Origin of the sequence: Gramella jeungdoensis (genome assembly GCF_023805255.1) — a bacterium.
GTDB classification, from domain to species: Bacteria; Bacteroidota; Bacteroidia; order Flavobacteriales; family Flavobacteriaceae; genus Christiangramia; species Christiangramia jeungdoensis.
Genome location: NZ_JAMSCK010000005.1, coordinates 181,877 through 198,596 on the forward strand (window position 1 = coordinate 181,877; position 16,720 = coordinate 198,596).

At 39.6% G+C, this 16,720-nt stretch carries 16 protein-coding genes; 10 read left to right on the forward strand and 6 right to left on the reverse strand.

The genetic code is table 11. From position 1 onward, the window contains the following. Nucleotides 1-87 precede the first annotated feature (87 nt). The gene (locus NE848_RS14190) at nucleotides 88-540 is read left to right on the forward strand and encodes a hypothetical protein (RefSeq protein ID WP_252114766.1); all 453 of its coding nucleotides are present in this window, start codon (nucleotides 88-90) and stop codon (nucleotides 538-540) included. Here NE848_RS14190 and NE848_RS14195 read toward each other — a convergent pair. The 5 genes from NE848_RS14195 to NE848_RS14215 form a co-directional block, all read right to left on the reverse strand. Then, on the reverse strand, nucleotides 534-1,370 hold the full coding sequence (locus NE848_RS14195; protein WP_252114768.1) for a CvfB family protein: 837 nt from the start codon (nucleotides 1,368-1,370) through the stop codon (nucleotides 534-536). The genes NE848_RS14190 and NE848_RS14195 overlap by 7 nt on opposite strands. A 96-nt stretch (nucleotides 1,371-1,466) precedes the next feature. Next, nucleotides 1,467-1,811 (reverse strand): DUF2853 family protein, encoded by a 345-nt coding sequence (locus tag NE848_RS14200; protein WP_252114770.1) that lies wholly within the window; start codon nucleotides 1,809-1,811, stop codon nucleotides 1,467-1,469. A gap of 68 nt (nucleotides 1,812-1,879) precedes the next feature. After that, the gene (gene menD / locus NE848_RS14205; protein ID WP_252114772.1) at nucleotides 1,880-3,613 is read right to left on the reverse strand and encodes a 2-succinyl-5-enolpyruvyl-6-hydroxy-3-cyclohexene-1-carboxylic-acid synthase; all 1,734 of its coding nucleotides are present in this window, start codon (nucleotides 3,611-3,613) and stop codon (nucleotides 1,880-1,882) included. Between the two features lie 50 nt (nucleotides 3,614-3,663). Beyond that, nucleotides 3,664-4,821 (reverse strand): chorismate-binding protein, encoded by a 1,158-nt coding sequence (locus tag NE848_RS14210; RefSeq protein ID WP_252114774.1) that lies wholly within the window; start codon nucleotides 4,819-4,821, stop codon nucleotides 3,664-3,666. Further along, on the reverse strand, nucleotides 4,818-5,240 hold the full coding sequence (locus NE848_RS14215; protein ID WP_252114776.1) for a PaaI family thioesterase: 423 nt from the start codon (nucleotides 5,238-5,240) through the stop codon (nucleotides 4,818-4,820). Before NE848_RS14215 ends, NE848_RS14210 begins: the two co-directional genes overlap by 4 nt. Before the next feature lie 45 nt (nucleotides 5,241-5,285). Here NE848_RS14215 and NE848_RS14220 point away from each other — a divergent pair, with 45 nt between their 5' ends. The 8 genes from NE848_RS14220 to phoU all read left to right on the forward strand — a co-directional run bounded on the left by NE848_RS14220 (nucleotide 5,286) and on the right by phoU (nucleotide 13,069). Then, nucleotides 5,286-5,921 (forward strand): alpha/beta hydrolase, encoded by a 636-nt coding sequence (locus NE848_RS14220; protein WP_252114778.1) that lies wholly within the window; start codon nucleotides 5,286-5,288, stop codon nucleotides 5,919-5,921. Nucleotides 5,922-6,024: 103 nt separating this feature from the next. Beyond that, complete coding sequence (locus tag NE848_RS14225; RefSeq protein WP_252114781.1) at nucleotides 6,025-7,287, forward strand: Nramp family divalent metal transporter; 1,263 nt, start codon at nucleotides 6,025-6,027, stop codon at nucleotides 7,285-7,287. A gap of 306 nt (nucleotides 7,288-7,593) precedes the next feature. Beyond that, nucleotides 7,594-8,799, forward strand: coding sequence for a porin (locus NE848_RS14230; RefSeq protein ID WP_252114782.1), 1,206 nt, complete (start codon nucleotides 7,594-7,596; stop codon nucleotides 8,797-8,799). A gap of 10 nt (nucleotides 8,800-8,809) precedes the next feature. Continuing rightward, nucleotides 8,810-9,766: a PstS family phosphate ABC transporter substrate-binding protein gene (locus NE848_RS14235; protein WP_252114784.1), complete on the forward strand. Its 957-nt coding sequence runs from the start codon at nucleotides 8,810-8,812 to the stop codon at nucleotides 9,764-9,766. 70 nt (nucleotides 9,767-9,836) lie between these two features. Next, nucleotides 9,837-10,715 carry a phosphate ABC transporter permease subunit PstC gene (gene pstC, locus NE848_RS14240; RefSeq protein WP_252114786.1) on the forward strand — a complete coding sequence of 293 codons (879 nt, stop codon included), beginning with the start codon at nucleotides 9,837-9,839 and terminating at the stop codon, nucleotides 10,713-10,715. After that, entirely contained in the window at nucleotides 10,708-11,562 is an 855-nt protein-coding gene (gene pstA, locus NE848_RS14245) for a phosphate ABC transporter permease PstA (RefSeq protein WP_252114788.1), read from the forward strand. Before pstC ends, pstA begins: the two co-directional genes overlap by 8 nt. A gap of 15 nt (nucleotides 11,563-11,577) precedes the next feature. Next, nucleotides 11,578-12,384: a phosphate ABC transporter ATP-binding protein PstB gene (gene pstB, locus NE848_RS14250; protein WP_252114790.1), complete on the forward strand. Its 807-nt coding sequence runs from the start codon at nucleotides 11,578-11,580 to the stop codon at nucleotides 12,382-12,384. A gap of 10 nt (nucleotides 12,385-12,394) precedes the next feature. Further along, nucleotides 12,395-13,069 carry a phosphate signaling complex protein PhoU gene (gene phoU, locus NE848_RS14255; protein WP_252114792.1) on the forward strand — a complete coding sequence of 225 codons (675 nt, stop codon included), beginning with the start codon at nucleotides 12,395-12,397 and terminating at the stop codon, nucleotides 13,067-13,069. A gap of 68 nt (nucleotides 13,070-13,137) precedes the next feature. On the opposite strand, the gene dnaK is transcribed toward phoU, so the two are convergent. Beyond that, nucleotides 13,138-15,066: a molecular chaperone DnaK gene (gene dnaK / locus NE848_RS14260; RefSeq protein WP_252114795.1), complete on the reverse strand. Its 1,929-nt coding sequence runs from the start codon at nucleotides 15,064-15,066 to the stop codon at nucleotides 13,138-13,140. Nucleotides 15,067-15,286: 220 nt separating this feature from the next. On the opposite strand from dnaK, the gene NE848_RS14265 reads away from it, so the two are divergent. Continuing rightward, nucleotides 15,287-16,720 (forward strand): L-serine ammonia-lyase, encoded by a 1,434-nt coding sequence (locus NE848_RS14265; protein ID WP_252114798.1) that lies wholly within the window; start codon nucleotides 15,287-15,289, stop codon nucleotides 16,718-16,720.

Below are 16,720 nucleotides of genomic sequence, written 5' to 3' on the forward strand. Positions count from 1 at the left end.
TATATTACCTTTATACGTCTGAAAAAGTAAAAGAACTCGTTCCCATCTAATTTTGCATAATCTTTGATGTGTTTTAAGAAAAACAAAATGAAACTTTTTTATCTCTTAGTTTTTTTCTGTTGTGCAGTGAATGTCAACGCCCAGGAGTACTGGGACCGGGAAGATTTTGAAATAGGGAATCGCGGTATAGAGAATACCTGGAGAGAATATGGTTTTGTATGGCAAACTGAATCGACTTTTAACCTTCCGGATGGCAGCTTCTTACATTTAAAGAATGAAGTTCAGAAAAAACAGGTCGATATGCTTGCTATCATAGACAGAAGCAATCGCAATAAAATTCAACGGGAAATTGACCTTGGCTCACCACTCCCAAAGTCTAATAAAGAAAAAAAGTTGTTTGAAGTAACAGGTGAAGTAAGGGCTTATGACAGGAACGATGTTTTCAACAATCCCTATTTCGCCAATCCTTTTCTGAACAATTACAACAATACTCGTGGTTTTGGAATAAGAAGGTATACCCCTTACCGGTACGTCTACTGATCTTTTAAGTGAAGACCATCTTCCCTAATATCGATCATACGCTGTTTATATAAACTCCCTGCCGCCTTTTTAAAACTCTTTTTACTCATCTGCAGCCGTTCCTTTATTTCTTTAGGATCTGATTTATCAGAGACATTCATATATCCCCCGGCAGATTTAAGCTTATCAAGAATTTTCTGTGCATTTGGCTCTATACTTCTGTAGCCAGGTCTCTGCAAAATAACATCTATCTTATTATCCTCCCTGATCTTTTTTATAAAGCCCCTTAAAGAATCGCCAATCTTCAGTGGTTTAAAAACATCATCATGATAGATGAGTCCTAAGTGAAGCTGATTAATGATAACATTATAGCCCAGTTCGGTCATATTACTAACAAGCAGATCTACTTCCTCAAATGGTTCTACGGTAAGTTCAGAATTGTCAACAAAGGCATGTACTTTAGATGAAGCCGCAAGCCGCTCTGTTTCCAGATCGAGATAACAAAATACAAGGTACTCTTCTCCCGTTTGCATGGGTATCACCTGCTCCTTAAATGGAACGAACAGGTGTTTCTCCAGTCCCCAGTCCAGAAAAGCTCCAAATTTACTCACCTCTACACACCGGAGTTTTGCAAACTGATCCAGTTTTATTTTCGGCTCCAGGGTCGTGGCAACCGGGCGCTCTTCATGGTCAAGGTAAATAAAGACTTTTATAGTTTCTCCCTCCTTCCAGTTTTGGGGTACATATTTATTGGGAAGCAATACTTCTTCTCCTTCATTATTTTCAAGATATACACCATGATCGGTTTCCCTTACCATTATCAGATCATGAAATTCGCCTAACTGGATCATACTTTAAATTTAGCTTACAAAGATACTTTTATTCAGCCACAAAAAAATCCGTTTCAGATTTTATACCTGAAACGGATTTCTTCCTTGTCTTTACGTTTATTTAAAAACCGATTCTTTCTTAAAATGTTTGGTCAGTAAATAATAGACCACAACTCTGTATTTGTTCCGGTTTGATTTTCCGTATTTTTCGAGAATCTGGTTCAAAGCTTCATTAGCTTTGGATTCATCAGAAATACCAAGTTTATTATCAATGAAATTTCTTTTTACTGTATCCAGTTCAGATTCGCTGGTAGAGGCAACTGTTTCAGCATCGGCATTATAGATACTCGGTCCCATCGATTCGGCTATCTTTCTAAGTAGATCTACATCGGGATTAGTTTCTCCAATTTTCGATTTCAGATCATCCAGATACTTTCCAACTTTTTCTTCAAGTTTACTCATAATCAATTTTTTTAATTCGACATTATCGAATATAAAGATTATGATTCTTAAGAAATGTTAGGCTATGCTTAAGATTTCATAAAATTAAAATACTCAAGCAGAACTTCATCATTGATCTTCCGGGGAGTAAAAATCTCAAGAAGTTTAGGTTTCTCAGACGCACCGAAGAAACTCTCCAATTGTTTACGAACATCTTCCTGTGAGTCGGCTCTGAAATATTCAAAATTGTAAAGATCGCACACAGGTTTGGCATTCATATCGTGGACAGTCTCAAAATATTTGTCAAAATTCTCAGTATTCTTATTTCCTGGAAGGATTCTGAAAATACCACCTCCCTGATTATTAAGCACAATGATCCTGAAATTTGAAGGAATATAATTATTCCATAGGGCATTGCTGTCATAGAAAAAACTAAGATCGCCAGTGATCATTAAAACTGGTACTTCTGAAGTGACCGCAGCTCCCACCGAAGTAGAGATGCTACCATCAATTCCACTGGTTCCACGATTGCAAAATATCTTCAAACTTGGATGCCACTGGAATAACTGCGCATACCTGATCGCTGAACTATTCCCAAAATGAACAATGCTGTCTTCAGGCACAACAGGAACTATTTCCTGCATAGCTTTAAGATCAGAATAAGGGATCTGACCCATATACTCTTCGTGCCTGTTTTGTCGTTTTTTCCTTATAGATTTCCAGTACTCTCCGTATTCACTGTCTGTTTTCTCTGTAAGCGGAAGAAACTCTGAAAAGAATGAATTTACATCTGTTTCAAAATGTTTATTCAGGCAAAAGAATGTGTTATAGGCCTTTTTAGAATCTATATGCCAGTGATGCTTAGGATTATAATTCCTCAAGAATGCTTTTATCTTTTTAGACACTATCATCCCGCCAAATGTTAACAAAATATCGGGTTGCAACTTGCCGAAAAGCTCTTCCCTGTTCCCGGCTTTTTCAATAGGACCGATAATGGTATCTATTCTCGTAAAGAATTCTTCCTGGTGAATATTTGAAGTAGTTTCGGTAAATACAATCACGCTGGGATCTTCAGCCAGGGTTTTGAGAAACTTCTGCTCTACAGCATTTGGCTGGGCAACTCCCACGATGACCATTTTCCGTTTTGCACGGTTCCATTCATCGGCATAATGCTGAAGTTGTTTTTCTGAATAATGTCTCTCCTTAAGTTCGGGATATATTTGAATTGGCTGCACTTCAATATTCTCTACCGTATCATATAAAGGCTCATAAAAAGGAACATTGATATGCACCGGTCCCTTTTCCTCTATGGCCTTATTAAGTGCAAGGTTCACTTCTCTTTCATTATGTTTTTGAGCCTCGAATTGTTTTTGCTGAAGCTTGGGATCATTAGATTCCTTTTCCAACACCAGTTCAGAGTAAAGATTGGCCGAATAAAGTATATGATTTTGAAAAACGTTCTTCTGTCTTATTGTCTGCCCATCCCCGATATCAATACGCTCCACCGGCCTGTCTGCCGAGATAACGACCAATGGAATATCACTATAAAATGCTTCGGCAATAGCCGGGTAGTAATTAAGCAACGCTGAACCCGAAGTGCACACCAGAGCCACAGGCTTTCCAAGTTGTTGTGCCATACCAAGCGCAAAAAAGGCCGCACAACGCTCATCAACAATACTGTAAGGGGTGATGTCGGTATGATGGGTAAACCCAATGGTCAACGGAGCATTACGGGATCCGGGAGAAATAACAACATGTTTTATATCTTTTGCCACGCATAAGGCAACTACCGAGCGAGCAACGGGTATCTTAGAATACTTCATAGAAGCCCAAAATTACAATTTACAGGAAATTTCACACTTAGTTTTTGTGCTTATTTAACAAGAACTGCTTTCATGGTTTGAGATTTATTTACGGTTTCCATCCATTCATCAGCCGCATTTGAATCCCTTGTAATACCACCGCCTATATAAATTCTGGCATTTCCTTCTTTTAGTTTCATACAGCGTAAGTTAACATACAGTTCGGTTTTGCTGGAAATAGATGTGAATTGTTGATTTTCCTGATTTCTGGTATTAGAACTCCTTTTAGTTTCAGATCTCATATTCAGTTCGCCAAGGTAACCGGAATAAAATTCCCTCGATTGGTTTTCATTTTCCAGAATAAACTGAAGAGCCTTCTGCTTAGGCAATCCGCATACGGCAGGAGTTGGATGAAGAGTCTTTATTAATTCTCCCATCTTTTCCGGGCCGGAAAAACTTCCTGTTATATCTGTTTTAATATGCAGTAAATTACCAGCTTTCGCAGAATAAGGTTTGGAAACATTCACAGCCTCAATATCCTTAATTTCATCAAGTGATTGCAGGATATAATCAGTAACGAACAGTTGCTCTTCAACTTCTTTTTTATCCCATTCCACCTCTTCAGTTCCCTTAAAAAGCTGGGTTCCGGCAAGGGCCATAGTCTTAAACCGGTTTCTTTCCACCTTCAAAAGGGTTTCAGGGGTAGCTCCCAGCCAGCATCCGGTTTCCGGATGAAACCACAGATAAACAAAAGCCTGGGAATATTTATTCAAAAGTTTTTTGAATATTCTGATGGGATCGGGATCATATACCTGTACTCTCTCTGACCTTGCCAGAACCACCTTCTTAAAATCACCGGCCCTTATACGATCTATACCTTTCTGAACCAGGTTTTCATGGAGTTTCTGGTCTTCTTCCATGTATTCAAAATCGGTTCCCGAGGATAAATATTCATAAAGATCACTGTCTATACCTTCTGCTGAATTATTATCCAGTTCAAAAATTTCAGAATTCTCAAACGGTATAATATAAGAAAGATCTTCAGGATTGAATGGTGAAAAAACAAAGCCACTCTCCTTCAAATCCTTCACCGTAAAACATTCGGAGTTATTTTGAAGTATGGCTTTCACCTTATTTTCATTTTCTCCTGGTTTACGATAAGCCACAAAAGGTTTGTCCTCCTTCAATTGGGTTTTCAATTTCTGGTAAAAATCGGATGCCTCAATCATTTCTTTTCTTTTGGAAGAGCAATGGTGGTTAATTTTACTATAGAGATAAGGTTCTCATTTTCGTCTGTAATCCTTATTTCAAAAAGTTGTGTGGTTCGCCCTTTATGAATAAATGATGCCCGGGCATATACATAACCATCCCTCACGCTTTTTAGATGATTCGCTGAGATTTCAATTCCGCGAACAAAAAAGTCCTTTGTATTAAGAAAAACATAACTGGCCATGCTTCCCACACTCTCTGCCAGTGCCACGGTTGCTCCTCCGTGAAGTACCCCATCTGGTTGATGCACTTTTGGAGATACGGGCATTTTCGCGATCATATAATCATCTCCAGCTTCCACAAATTCAATGTCCAGGGTTTCCATAAGTGTATTTTTGCAGGCCCGGCGTGAAAGCTCAATAATTTCTTCTTTCGTCATCCTTTAAAGATTGGTTACTTTGTAAAAATACAAAACAGCAAAGAGATGAGCACCGAGAAAAGTGTTTCCTATCAGATAAAAAACAGTTATTCGGTTCTAAATGAGCCTACTTCCCAGACAAAAAATGTCTGGCTCGTATTTCACGGGATAGGATACTTAAGCCGCTATTTTCTGAAATATTTTAAACACCTTGATCCTGAAGAAAATTATATCATAGCGCCACAGGCCCAATCAAAATATTACCTGAATGGAGAATACAGGCATGTGGGAGCTTCCTGGCTTACCAGAGAATACCTGGAGGAAGAAATTGAAAATGTTCTGAACTATCTGGATGCTGTTTACAAAGCTGAAAATTTATCAGAAGTCGATAACCTTAATATTCTGGGATATTCCCAGGGAGTTTCGATAGCTACCAGATTTGTAGCCAGAAGAAAAATTAATTGTAAAAACTTAATTATGCATTCGGGAAAGGTACCTCAGGAGCTAAGTCACGAGGATTTTGAATTTTCAGAGAATACTAAATTCAGTTTTATTTATGGGATTCATGACGAGTATTTAAATTCAGAAATTGTAAAAGTGGAGGAAGAAAGACTGAAGAAAATATTTTCTAAAAACCTTGAAATTCTAAGTTTTGATGGCGGGCATGAGGTAAATACCAAAATGATCTCAAAATTTGTTTAATTTCATGTCTTGGCTAATATCAATGCGATCCGTCAGAGACGGAGAAGCAGTCTCCAGTTTGAGATTACTTCACTTCGCTCGTAATGACAGTTAAAAAATTCAAATGAAACCAAACTACCCTTCCAAAACCTCATTCTTAAAAACGCTCGGTCCCGGGTTTTTACTCGCCGGAGCAGCCATCGGAGTCTCTCATCTTGTTCAGGCAACACGCGCCGGGGCCGATTATGGTTTCCTTCTTTTGTGGGTTCTTGTGCTCGCCTGTATAACTAAATATCCTTTCCTTGAATTTGGACCCAGGTTCGCTGCAGCAACAGGAGATCATTTAATTAGTGGTTATCGGAAAATGGGGAAATTTCCTTACTGGACTTTTATAATTATAACTGTAGGAAGCATGTTCATCATTCAGGCTGCAGTCACGATTGTAACAGCTGGACTGGCCGAAAGGCTTTTTGGATTGGGATGGTCTTCTTTTACATGGAGTTTTGCGATCATTGGAGTTTGCATAGCCCTTCTTTTGATAGGGAAATATCCAGCTTTGGATAAGACCATGAAACTCATAGTATCTATACTGGGACTTGCCACCTTAACAGCCGTGATTCTTGCTTTTGGGGAAGGGAGAATGGAAAAAGCAATTTCCATAGCTCCACCTGAGGTCTGGAATAAGGCTGGGATCGCTTTTATAATTTCATTTATGGGATGGATGCCTATACCTCTGGATGCCTCTGTGTGGCATTCCATCTGGACCAAAGAGAAGGCCCTCGGAAACAAAAGAAAGACAACACTCAAGGAGGCTTTTACCGATTTCAATATCGGATATCTTGCCGCCGCATTCATCGGATTGTTATTCTTCCTTATGGGCGCCCTTATTATGTTTGGTAGTGGTATAAGTTTCTCCGGAAACGGAGTAGAATTCTCAGGACAGCTTATCGATCTCTACGGCAAAACTTTGGGTGATTGGAGCAAACCTATCATAGCTGTGGCTGCATTTATCGCCATGTTCTCCACTACCCTTGCCGTTACCGATGCTTTTCCGCGGGTGATCTCTGAAATCTATGCAGAAGGCTCGAAGGCAAAGACTCCCAAATCTAAATGGAAAAATTACCGGATAAATGTTTTTCTAATTCCAGGTCTCTCTTTACTGATTCTCTTCTTTTTTACAGCATCTTTTACGGTACTCATAGATTTTGCCACTGCACTTTCATTTTTATCTGCACCCTTTCTTGCATGGTTTAATTACAGACTCATTACAGGAAAACAAACACCTAAAGAAGACAGACCGGGCAAATTATATCGCCTATTCTCTATTGGCTGTTTTATAATCCTAATAATATTCAATTTTATATATATCTCCACTCTTGTAGGATAGTAAAGCATTTAAGTATGAATATTGAATCCTCATTTAATCCCCTCCCTTAAATGGATACAATTAGTTAACATTTAAATAAATTTAATCTCACTTAATTATCAATTGAATTTCAAATCTTTGAATCCCTTCCTTCACCGGAAGTGATTTCATAAAATCCTTAGTTTTTTGTCAACTTAGATTTATGAACGAACCGCTCCCCGTGGAGCGGTTATTTTTTAAGTGATTCTTTGATTTAATCATAACCTGTAGTTAACGTTGAGGTAACATTAGAATCGGTTATTTGCAGCGACAAAAAACTTACAGGTAATGAAATTATTAAAATGGCAACTTTTAGTTGTTCTATTTGCATCAGGTGTATTTACTGCTAACTCTCAGGAAATTACAGAAAACAAATTCGGAAAAGGACTTGTAAATGTGGTAGCCAAAGATAGCTCTTATAGCTTAAAATTTGCTGCCAGATTCCAGTCTTTATTTACCAGCAACTGGGATTTCCCAGGTAATGAAAATTTACAAAACGGAGAATCGAATTTCCTTATAAGGAGAGCCCGTCTAAAATTTGGAGGTTTTGCTTATTCTCCAAAATTAAGGTATAAGATGGAGTTAGGTCTTTCAAACAGGGATATTTCGGGTGCTTCGTACTATACTCACAATGCTCCAAGATATATTCTGGATGCCGTGATCAAATGGAACTTCTACGAGAATTTCGACCTATGGATTGGGCAAACAAAATTACCGGGGAACCGTGAACGAATTGTTTCCTCCGGAAATATGCAAACGGTAGACAGATCCCTGGTAAACAGCATGTTTAATGTTGACCGTGAAATGGGTGTTCAGTTACATCACGGTTTCGATCTGGGAAATAATTTCCTTGTAAAAGAATCAGTAGCATTCACTCAGGGTGAAGGTAGAAATGTAACCCGAGGTAATATTGGAGGTCATCATTTTACCGGAAGAGCAGAGATCTATCCCTTTGGAGATTTTAACGCCTACTCTGGAGCTGACCTGGACAGGGAACAAACTCCTAAACTAGCTATTGGAGCTGCATACAGTTATAATGCTGATGCCGTAAAGACCGAATCGGTTTCTGGTTCTTATATGGAAACTGACAATGGTTTCTATGAAACCGATATCACCACCTTCTTTCTGGATGCAATGTTTAAGTATAAAGGATTCAACATATTGACTGAATATGCCGACAGGAATGCAGATGCCCCTATTGCGGTAAATGCAGATGGTACACCAACCGGTGACGTTGTAGAAGTTGGAAACGGATTCAATTTCCAGGCAGGTTACCTGTTTAAAAACAACTTCGAAGTAGTGGGAAGATATACCACTATAGATCTTGATGAGAACATTACAGGTGCAGGAGTTCACAATCAGTATACTCTTGGGCTTTCAAAATATATAGTAGGTCATAAACTAAAGGTTCAAACCGATGTGAGTCTGAACGATTTCACCGACAACATGAATAATGACCTGATGTACAGATTACAAGTAGATATTCATTTCTAAATAAAAAACCATGAAAAAAGTATTATTTATCGCAGTGGTCACATTCACAATGTTTGCCTGCGGAAACAAAAAAGGACAGAACGGGGATGAATCCGGAACAATTACAGTTGACGGATCCAGTACAGTATATCCTATCACCGAGGCGGTAGCCGAGGAATTCAGAGCCGTAAAGCCTAGAGTAAATGTTACTATAGGCGTTTCAGGAACGGGTGGTGGATTTCAGAAATTCACTCGTGGAGAAACTGATATCTCTGATGCCTCAAGAGAGATCAAAGAGAAGGAAGCTGCTTTAGCTAAAGAGAACAACATAGATTATGTTGAACTTGAAGTAGCATACGATGGACTTGCAGTGGTAATAAATCCAGAAAACGACTGGGCTAAATCTTTCACAGTAGAAGAATTGAAAAAAATATGGGAGCCTGCAGCTCAGGGAGAAATCATGAAATGGAATCAGATCAATCCTGAATGGCCTAACGAGGAGATACATTTATTCGGTCCTGGGGTAGCATCAGGAACCTTCGATTACTTTACCGAAGCAATTGTTGGTGAAGGTGGTGCAAGTAGAGGTGATTTTACTGCCAGTGAAGACGACAATGTTTTGGTTCAGGGTGTTGCCGGAGATAAGTACGGCTTAGGTTTCTTTGGTCTGGCTTACTACGAAGCAAATTCAGATAAACTGGAATTAGCAGCTGTAGATGGTGGAAATGGACCTGTAGTTCCTTCTGCTGAATCTGTAAACGATGGAACTTATTCACCTCTATCAAGACCGTTATTCATTTATGTGAGCAGTACTGCGATCCAGGATCCAACAGTAGTTGAATTTGTGAACTTCTACCTTGATGAAGCCGGAAGCCTTGCAAAAGATGTTGGTTACTTTCCTCTGACCGACGAAGAATATGCCCAGCAAAAGGCAAAATTCGAAAGCTTCGTAGAGAAGAACAAGAAGGAAAAGGAAGAAACTAAATAAGTTTAAAATAAAAGATAACATCATGCTCTCCTCTCTGGAGGGTTTGATGTTATCTTAATTTATATACTAAATGCGGAAACTAAAAGAATTAGTAATTGAAAGAACCTTGCTTGCAAGTTCCCTGATTACTATTGCCGTTACCATAGGTATTATTTTAGTTCTGTCTATTGAAGCCATCAACTTCTTTAGTGAGGTGTCTATAGTGGAATTCTTCACAGATACCCAATGGACACCTTTATTTACAGACAAACATTTTGGTATCCTTTCGCTATTATCGGGTACTTTGCTTACCTCCTTTATAGCCATCGCTTTTGCTGTTCCGGTAGGTTTATCAATAAGTATTTACCTGAGTGAATATGCACCAAAAAGCTTTAGAAGGACTATTAAGCCCCTTTTGGAATTATTGGCTGCAGTGCCTACGGTGGTTTATGGTTTTTTTGCATTAATGGTGGTAACTCCATTCCTGCAATCCATTTTTCCGGGGATCTCAAGTTTCAACTCCCTATCGGCAGGTATTGTGATGGGGATCATGATAATTCCATATATCTCATCCCTGAGTGAAGATGCCCTTCATGCCGTCCCGGATTCTTTAAGGGAAGCAGCCTATGGAATGGGATCTACCAAATTACAGAACTCATTTAAGGTAATGGTTCCGGCGGCTTCATCGGGAATCGTGGTATCCATAATACTGGCAATTTCCAGGGCTATCGGTGAAACCATGATCGTTGCCATCGCGGCAGGTCAGCAACCCAGGTTTACTTTTGACCCAACGGTGCCTGTAGAAACCATAACCGCTTACATCGTTCAGGTTAGTCTTGGAGATGTTCAGCACGGATCATTGGAATACAAGACCATTTTCGCTGCGGGAATCACACTATTCATCTTTACATTCCTACTTAACACCTTGAGTTACAGGATACGTAAAAAATTCCAGGAGAAGTATGAATAATATAAAAGCAAACAGAATCAAAGATCAGGCATTCAAATACTGGGGGATAGCCTGTACTTTATTGGGACTCGTTTTACTTGCCATCTTCATTGGGAACATTCTTATTGATGGAATAATGAGGATAGACTGGGACTTTATAGTAAACCTACCCTCAAGAAAAGCGGAAAGATCCGGCATCTATACTGCCCTAATGGGAAGTATCTGGGTATTGATATTAACCACTCTTATTGCTCTACCAGTTGGTATTGCAGCAGCTATATATCTTGAAGAATACAACAAGAAGAATAAGCTTTCAACCATTCTTGAAGTAAATATTTCAAACCTGGCAGGAGTTCCATCGGTAATTTATGGATTGTTAGGCTTGGAAGTTTTTGTAAGGATCATGGAAATGGGATCCAGCGTACTGGCAGGAAGCTGTACACTGGCACTATTGATACTTCCAATCGTGATAGTTTCAACCCGTGAAGCTTTAAAGGCGGTACCAAAATCTGTTAGGGACGCATCCTTCGCTATGGGAGCTTCAAAATGGCAAACCGTTTATCATCAACTATTGCCAGCTTCTTTCGGTGGGATCTTAACAGGAGTGATCCTGGCATTATCAAGGGCAGTGGGAGAAACCGCGCCGCTGATCGTTATCGGTGCGTTAGCTTATGTACCTTTTGCGCCTTCATCGGCTATGGACGAGTTCTCAGTATTACCTATACAGATCTTTAACTGGATTACCAGGCCACAACACGGTTTTGTTGAAAATGCAGCGGCAGCCATTATAATTTTATTGTTAATTACCTTTGTAATGAATGGTATAGCTGTCTATTTTAGAAACAAGTGGCAGAAAAAATTCAAATAACACAAGTGTTATAAAATGATAAAAAAGAAGAAAAAAGAGGATAGCATTATTGACAGCAGCCTCAAACGTAAATATAAACTACAGGCCAAGGACGTAAAGGTGTGGTATGGTGATTTTCTTGCTATCAAAGGCGTTAGCATGGATATTAAACCGAATAAGATCACTGCCTTTATCGGTCCCTCTGGATGTGGTAAATCAACCTTCTTAAGACTGTTCAACAGGATGAATGATTATGTGGACAGCTTTAAAATGGAAGGTGAGATTAATATAGACGGAGAGAATATTTATGATAAGAATATAAATGTAGAACTTCTTCGAAAGCAGGTGGGAATGGTTTTTCAGAAACCAAACCCCTTTCCTAAGTCCATATATGAAAATGTAGCTTACGGTTTAAAGATCCAGGGAATAAAGGATAAGAAATTCCTTCAGGAACGTGTTGAAGAATCGCTTAAGCAGGTAGGATTATGGAATGAAGTTGAAGATGACCTTAACAAGTCGGCACTTGCACTATCCGGAGGTCAGCAACAAAGACTGTGCATAGCCCGCGCGCTGGCAGTGGAACCTTCTATCATCCTCATGGATGAACCAACCTCGGCCCTGGATCCTATTTCCACGGCGAAGATCGAAGATCTTATTTATCGGCTAAAAGAAAAGTATACTATTGTAATTGTTACTCATAACATGCAACAGGCAAGTAGGATAAGTGACAGTACTGCCTTTTTCTATATGGGAGACCTTATAGAATATGATAAGACCAATAAACTCTTTACAAATCCGGAAAAAGAGCAAACCGAGAATTATATAACCGGTCGTTTCGGATAAAACACAACTTATGATAAATTTAGACGAACATAGAGAGTTGCTTAAACAGCATGGGATTGAAATGTTCAATCTCTGTAGAAAGCAATTAAAGAAATCCAGAGAGGCATTCTTAAATCATGACAATGATCTTGCTGAAGATGTATTGCATTCTGAGAACCGGGTGAACAGTATGGATCTTAGGATAGATCGTGATTGTGAGCGGTTCATTGCCCTTCATAATCCGGTGGCGGTAGACCTGCGCTTTGTACTTGCCTTAAGAAAGATCAATTTTGATCTTGAACGGGTTGGTGATCATGCCTATGGAATCTCTAAGTATATAATAGAAGTTGATACTCCTGTAGAGCATAAATTACTTGAGAAATTAAGGTTTGAAGAGATGTATGATGCAGCTCTGTCTATGCTTGATGATATTCAGATTGCCTTTAGGGATGAAGATGCCAATAAGGCAAGAAAGGTTTTCAAGAAAGATAAACTACTGAATAAAATAAACCTGAGCGCTTTTGATGTGATCTCTGAGGAAGTAAAAAAAGATTCTTCATTAATAAGCCAGTACCTTCTTCTCTTTTCTGTGATTAAGAAAATTGAGCGTGTAGGGGATCTAATTACAAATATTGCTGAAGAAATTATCTTTTATATGGAAGCAGAGGTTCTTAAACATAGTAAGAAAAAAGGACCTAAAAAATAATCGTTCATTTATATCAATTAAAAAACCCCGCAGTTTAGCGGGGTTTTTACATTATATATATCTGAAGATTACTTCACTTCTTCGAAGTCTACATCTTCTACATCGTCTCCACTCTTAGAGTCTCCTCCTTCAGCGTCACCCTGAGCTCCGGTTGCACCTTGTTGTGGTCCTCCGGCTTGTCCGCCCTGAGCTTCTGCCTGTGCTTTATACATCTCTTCTGAAGCTGTTTTCCATGCCTCATTGATCTTGTCTAAAGCTGGCTGAATTGTTTCAACTTCTTTAGTTTCATAAGCTTTCTTAAGCTCTTCAAGCGCATCTTCGATTGGCTTTTTCTTCTCATCAGAAAGTTTATCACCAAATTCTTTCAACTGCTTTTCAGTCTGGAAGATCATTGCATCAGCTTCGTTAAGCTTATCAACTTTCTCTTTCGCCTTCTTATCAGATTCAGCATTCGCTTCAGCCTCTTTCTTCATTTTCTCGATTTCTTCTTCGGTCAATCCTGAAGAAGCTTCGATACGAATATCCTGAGACTTACCAGTCGCTTTATCTGTTGCGCTAACTTTAATGATACCATTAGCATCGATATCGAAAGTCACTTCAATTTGAGGTGTTCCTCTTGGCGCTGGTGGAATTCCGTCTAAGTGGAATCTACCAATGGTCTTGTTATCTGCTGCCATTGGACGTTCTCCCTGAAGCACGTGGATCTCCACAGATGGCTGATTATCGGCCGCAGTAGAGAATGTTTGTGACTTCTTGGTTGGGATAGTGGTATTGGCTTCGATAAGTTTAGTGTTCACTCCTCCCATAGTTTCAATACCTAGAGAAAGCGGAGTCACATCAAGAAGCAATACATCTTTAACATCTCCTGTAAGTACACCACCCTGGATAGCAGCACCAATAGCCACAACCTCATCAGGGTTCACTCCTTTTGAAGGCTTCTTACCAAAGAAAGCTTCAACTTCTTCCTGAATCTTAGGAATACGTGTTGAACCACCTACAAGAATAACTTCGTCTATATCACTTTTAGAAAGACCAGCATCTTTAAGAGCTTTTTGAACCGGATCCATAGATCTTTTTACAAGATCGTGAGCCAGTTGCTCAAATTTAGAACGAGTAATGGTCTCTACAAGGTGTTTTGGTCCACTAGCAGTAGCGGTAACATATGGCAGGTTCACTTCTGTTTGAGAAGAAGAAGATAATTCGATCTTCGCTTTTTCCGCAGCTTCTTTCAAACGCTGAAGTGCCATAGGATCATCTCTAAGGTCGATATCTTCAGCTTTTTTGAAGTTATCTGCAAGATAATCTATAAGTACCTCATCAAAGTCATCACCACCAAGGTGAGTATCACCATTAGTAGAAAGCACTTCAAATACTCCATCACCTAATTCTAGAATAGAGATATCGAATGTACCACCACCAAGGTCATATACAGCGATCTTCTGATCCTGAGATTTTTTATCAAGACCATAAGCCAGTGCCGCAGCAGTAGGCTCGTTAATGATCCTTCTTACCTTAAGACCTGCGATCTCTCCGGCCTCTTTTGTTGCGTGACGCTGAGAGTCATTAAAATACGCAGGAACAGTAATTACCGCTTCGGTCACATCCTGACCAAGATAATCTTCAGCGGTTTTCTTCATCTTCTGAAGTACCATTGCTGAAAGCTCCTGAGGTGTATAAAGACGTCCGTCCACTTCTACACGGGCGGTATCATTATCACCTTTCTTTACAGTATAAGGTACTCTCTTCGCTTCTCTTTCAGATTCAGAATACTTATTCCCCATAAAACGTTTAATGGAAGAAATAGTCTTCTGCGGGTTAGTCACAGCCTGACGTTTTGCAGGGTCACCAACTTTTATTTCGCCACCTTCCACAAATGCGATCACAGAAGGCGTGGTTCTTTTCCCTTCGGCGTTAGGTATCACCGTAGGCTCATTACCCTCCATTACGGCAACGCAGGAGTTGGTGGTACCCAAGTCAATTCCAATTACTTTACTCATAACTATATAACTTGTTTTTTACGTTAGTTTTTCAATTTTACAGTCACAAGAAGTCAATCATTATGCCAGCACAAATCTTATGACAGGTTGTCACATTTATCATAAGGCTGTGTCATTGCAGGTTAAATCAGCTACTTTTATACCTGTAAATATTATTTTATCAATAATTCATGGGCAGCATTAACAATTCCTTATTTTTGTGAGCAAATTTGTACTCTGAATGCGAAAAATAGAATGCATTAGCGTTTTTGACATGCTTAAAGTTGGCGTGGGGCCTTCAAGTTCTCACACGCTGGGACCATGGCGTGCTGCCCAAAGATGGATCACTGAACTTAAACAAAAGGAAAGATTCAACGAAGTTGAAAAGATCCATGTAGACCTGTATGGCTCCCTGAGTCTTACCGGAAAAGGCCATGCTACCGATATTGCCACTCTTTTAGGCTTGCTGGGACATGATCCCGTGACCATGGATATTTCCATTATTGAATCTGAAATTGAAAGGATAAAGCAATCTGGCAAACTTTTGCTTAATGGTGAAAGGGATATTGATTTCAGTTTCGCAGAAGACATCAAGTTCAACCGGAAATTTCTTGAATTTCATCCAAACGGGATGACTTTCAGAGCTATTCTGAAAAATGGTAAGAAAACCTCCTCTTCTTTTTATTCCATTGGTGGTGGATTTGTAGTAAAAAAGGAAAGAAAGAATGCCAGCAAAAAAATGAAGAATTTCCAGGAATTCCCATTTCCTGTTGAAAAAGCTACTGAGCTTGTTCATTATTGTAAAAGGGAAAACAAGAATATCTCTGATATCGTTCTGGAAAATGAACGCTCACTTCGTACAGATGAAGAAATAGATAAAGGACTAAAACAGGTTTGGGATACCATGCTCGAATCAATGTACATAGGCTGTCATACTGAAGGCACACTCCCAGGAGGTCTAAACGTGAAGCGTCGTGCCTTCGAAATGCATCAGCGTCTAATTGGCGACACCGAATACAATGGTATCGAAGATTGGATTCCCGCTATAAGAAAGACCGAGGTCAAATTCCGACAAATCCTTAAATGGGTAAGCTGTTTTGCTCTTAGTGTAAATGAAGTAAACGCTTCGCTAGGAAGAGTAGTGACCGCACCTACCAATGGAAGCGCCGGCACTGTACCAGCGGTACTTATGTATTATATGGTAATTGAAAACCACGAAGCCAGTTTTGAGGAGATAAAAAGATTCATGCTGGTAGCTGGTGAGATAGGAAGTCTCTTTAAAAAAGGTGCGACCATTTCGGCAGCCATGGGTGGTTGTCAGGCCGAGATTGGAGTTTCTTCAGCCATGGCAGCTGGTGGTCTTACCGAACTTCTTGGAGGTACTCCGGAACAGGTTCTTATGGCCAGTGAGATCGCGATGGAACATCACCTTGGACTAACCTGCGATCCTATTGGCGGTTTAGTACAGGTACCCTGTATAGAAAGAAACGCCATGGGTGCCATAAAGGCCATTAATGCAGCCGAAATTGCAATGGAAAGTGATGCCAGCCGCGCAAAGGTTCCCTTAGATAAGGTTATTGAGACCATGTGGGAAACCGCAAAAGACATGAACAAGAAATATAAGGAAACCTCTGAAGGCGGACTGGCTGTGAAAGTGAATCTGAGTGACTGCTAG

What these genes read in the sequence shown, in the direction of transcription:
- NE848_RS14190 (WP_252114766.1), top strand. Translation starts at nt 88, where the DNA reads ATGAAACTTTTTTATCTCTTAGTTTTTTTCTGTTGTGCAGTGAATGTC.
- NE848_RS14195 (WP_252114768.1), bottom strand. Translation starts at nt 1,370, where the DNA reads ATGATCCAGTTAGGCGAATTTCATGATCTGATAATGGTAAGGGAAACC.
- NE848_RS14200 (WP_252114770.1), bottom strand. Translation starts at nt 1,811, where the DNA reads ATGAGTAAACTTGAAGAAAAAGTTGGAAAGTATCTGGATGATCTGAAA.
- menD (WP_252114772.1), bottom strand. Translation starts at nt 3,613, where the DNA reads ATGAAGTATTCTAAGATACCCGTTGCTCGCTCGGTAGTTGCCTTATGC.
- NE848_RS14210 (WP_252114774.1), bottom strand. Translation starts at nt 4,821, where the DNA reads ATGATTGAGGCATCCGATTTTTACCAGAAATTGAAAACCCAATTGAAG.
- NE848_RS14215 (WP_252114776.1), bottom strand. Translation starts at nt 5,240, where the DNA reads ATGACGAAAGAAGAAATTATTGAGCTTTCACGCCGGGCCTGCAAAAAT.
- NE848_RS14220 (WP_252114778.1), top strand. Translation starts at nt 5,286, where the DNA reads ATGAGCACCGAGAAAAGTGTTTCCTATCAGATAAAAAACAGTTATTCG.
- NE848_RS14225 (WP_252114781.1), top strand. Translation starts at nt 6,025, where the DNA reads ATGAAACCAAACTACCCTTCCAAAACCTCATTCTTAAAAACGCTCGGT.
- NE848_RS14230 (WP_252114782.1), top strand. Translation starts at nt 7,594, where the DNA reads ATGAAATTATTAAAATGGCAACTTTTAGTTGTTCTATTTGCATCAGGT.
- NE848_RS14235 (WP_252114784.1), top strand. Translation starts at nt 8,810, where the DNA reads ATGAAAAAAGTATTATTTATCGCAGTGGTCACATTCACAATGTTTGCC.
- pstC (WP_252114786.1), top strand. Translation starts at nt 9,837, where the DNA reads ATGCGGAAACTAAAAGAATTAGTAATTGAAAGAACCTTGCTTGCAAGT.
- pstA (WP_252114788.1), top strand. Translation starts at nt 10,708, where the DNA reads ATGAATAATATAAAAGCAAACAGAATCAAAGATCAGGCATTCAAATAC.
- pstB (WP_252114790.1), top strand. Translation starts at nt 11,578, where the DNA reads ATGATAAAAAAGAAGAAAAAAGAGGATAGCATTATTGACAGCAGCCTC.
- phoU (WP_252114792.1), top strand. Translation starts at nt 12,395, where the DNA reads ATGATAAATTTAGACGAACATAGAGAGTTGCTTAAACAGCATGGGATT.
- dnaK (WP_252114795.1), bottom strand. Translation starts at nt 15,066, where the DNA reads ATGAGTAAAGTAATTGGAATTGACTTGGGTACCACCAACTCCTGCGTT.
- NE848_RS14265 (WP_252114798.1), top strand. Translation starts at nt 15,287, where the DNA reads ATGCGAAAAATAGAATGCATTAGCGTTTTTGACATGCTTAAAGTTGGC.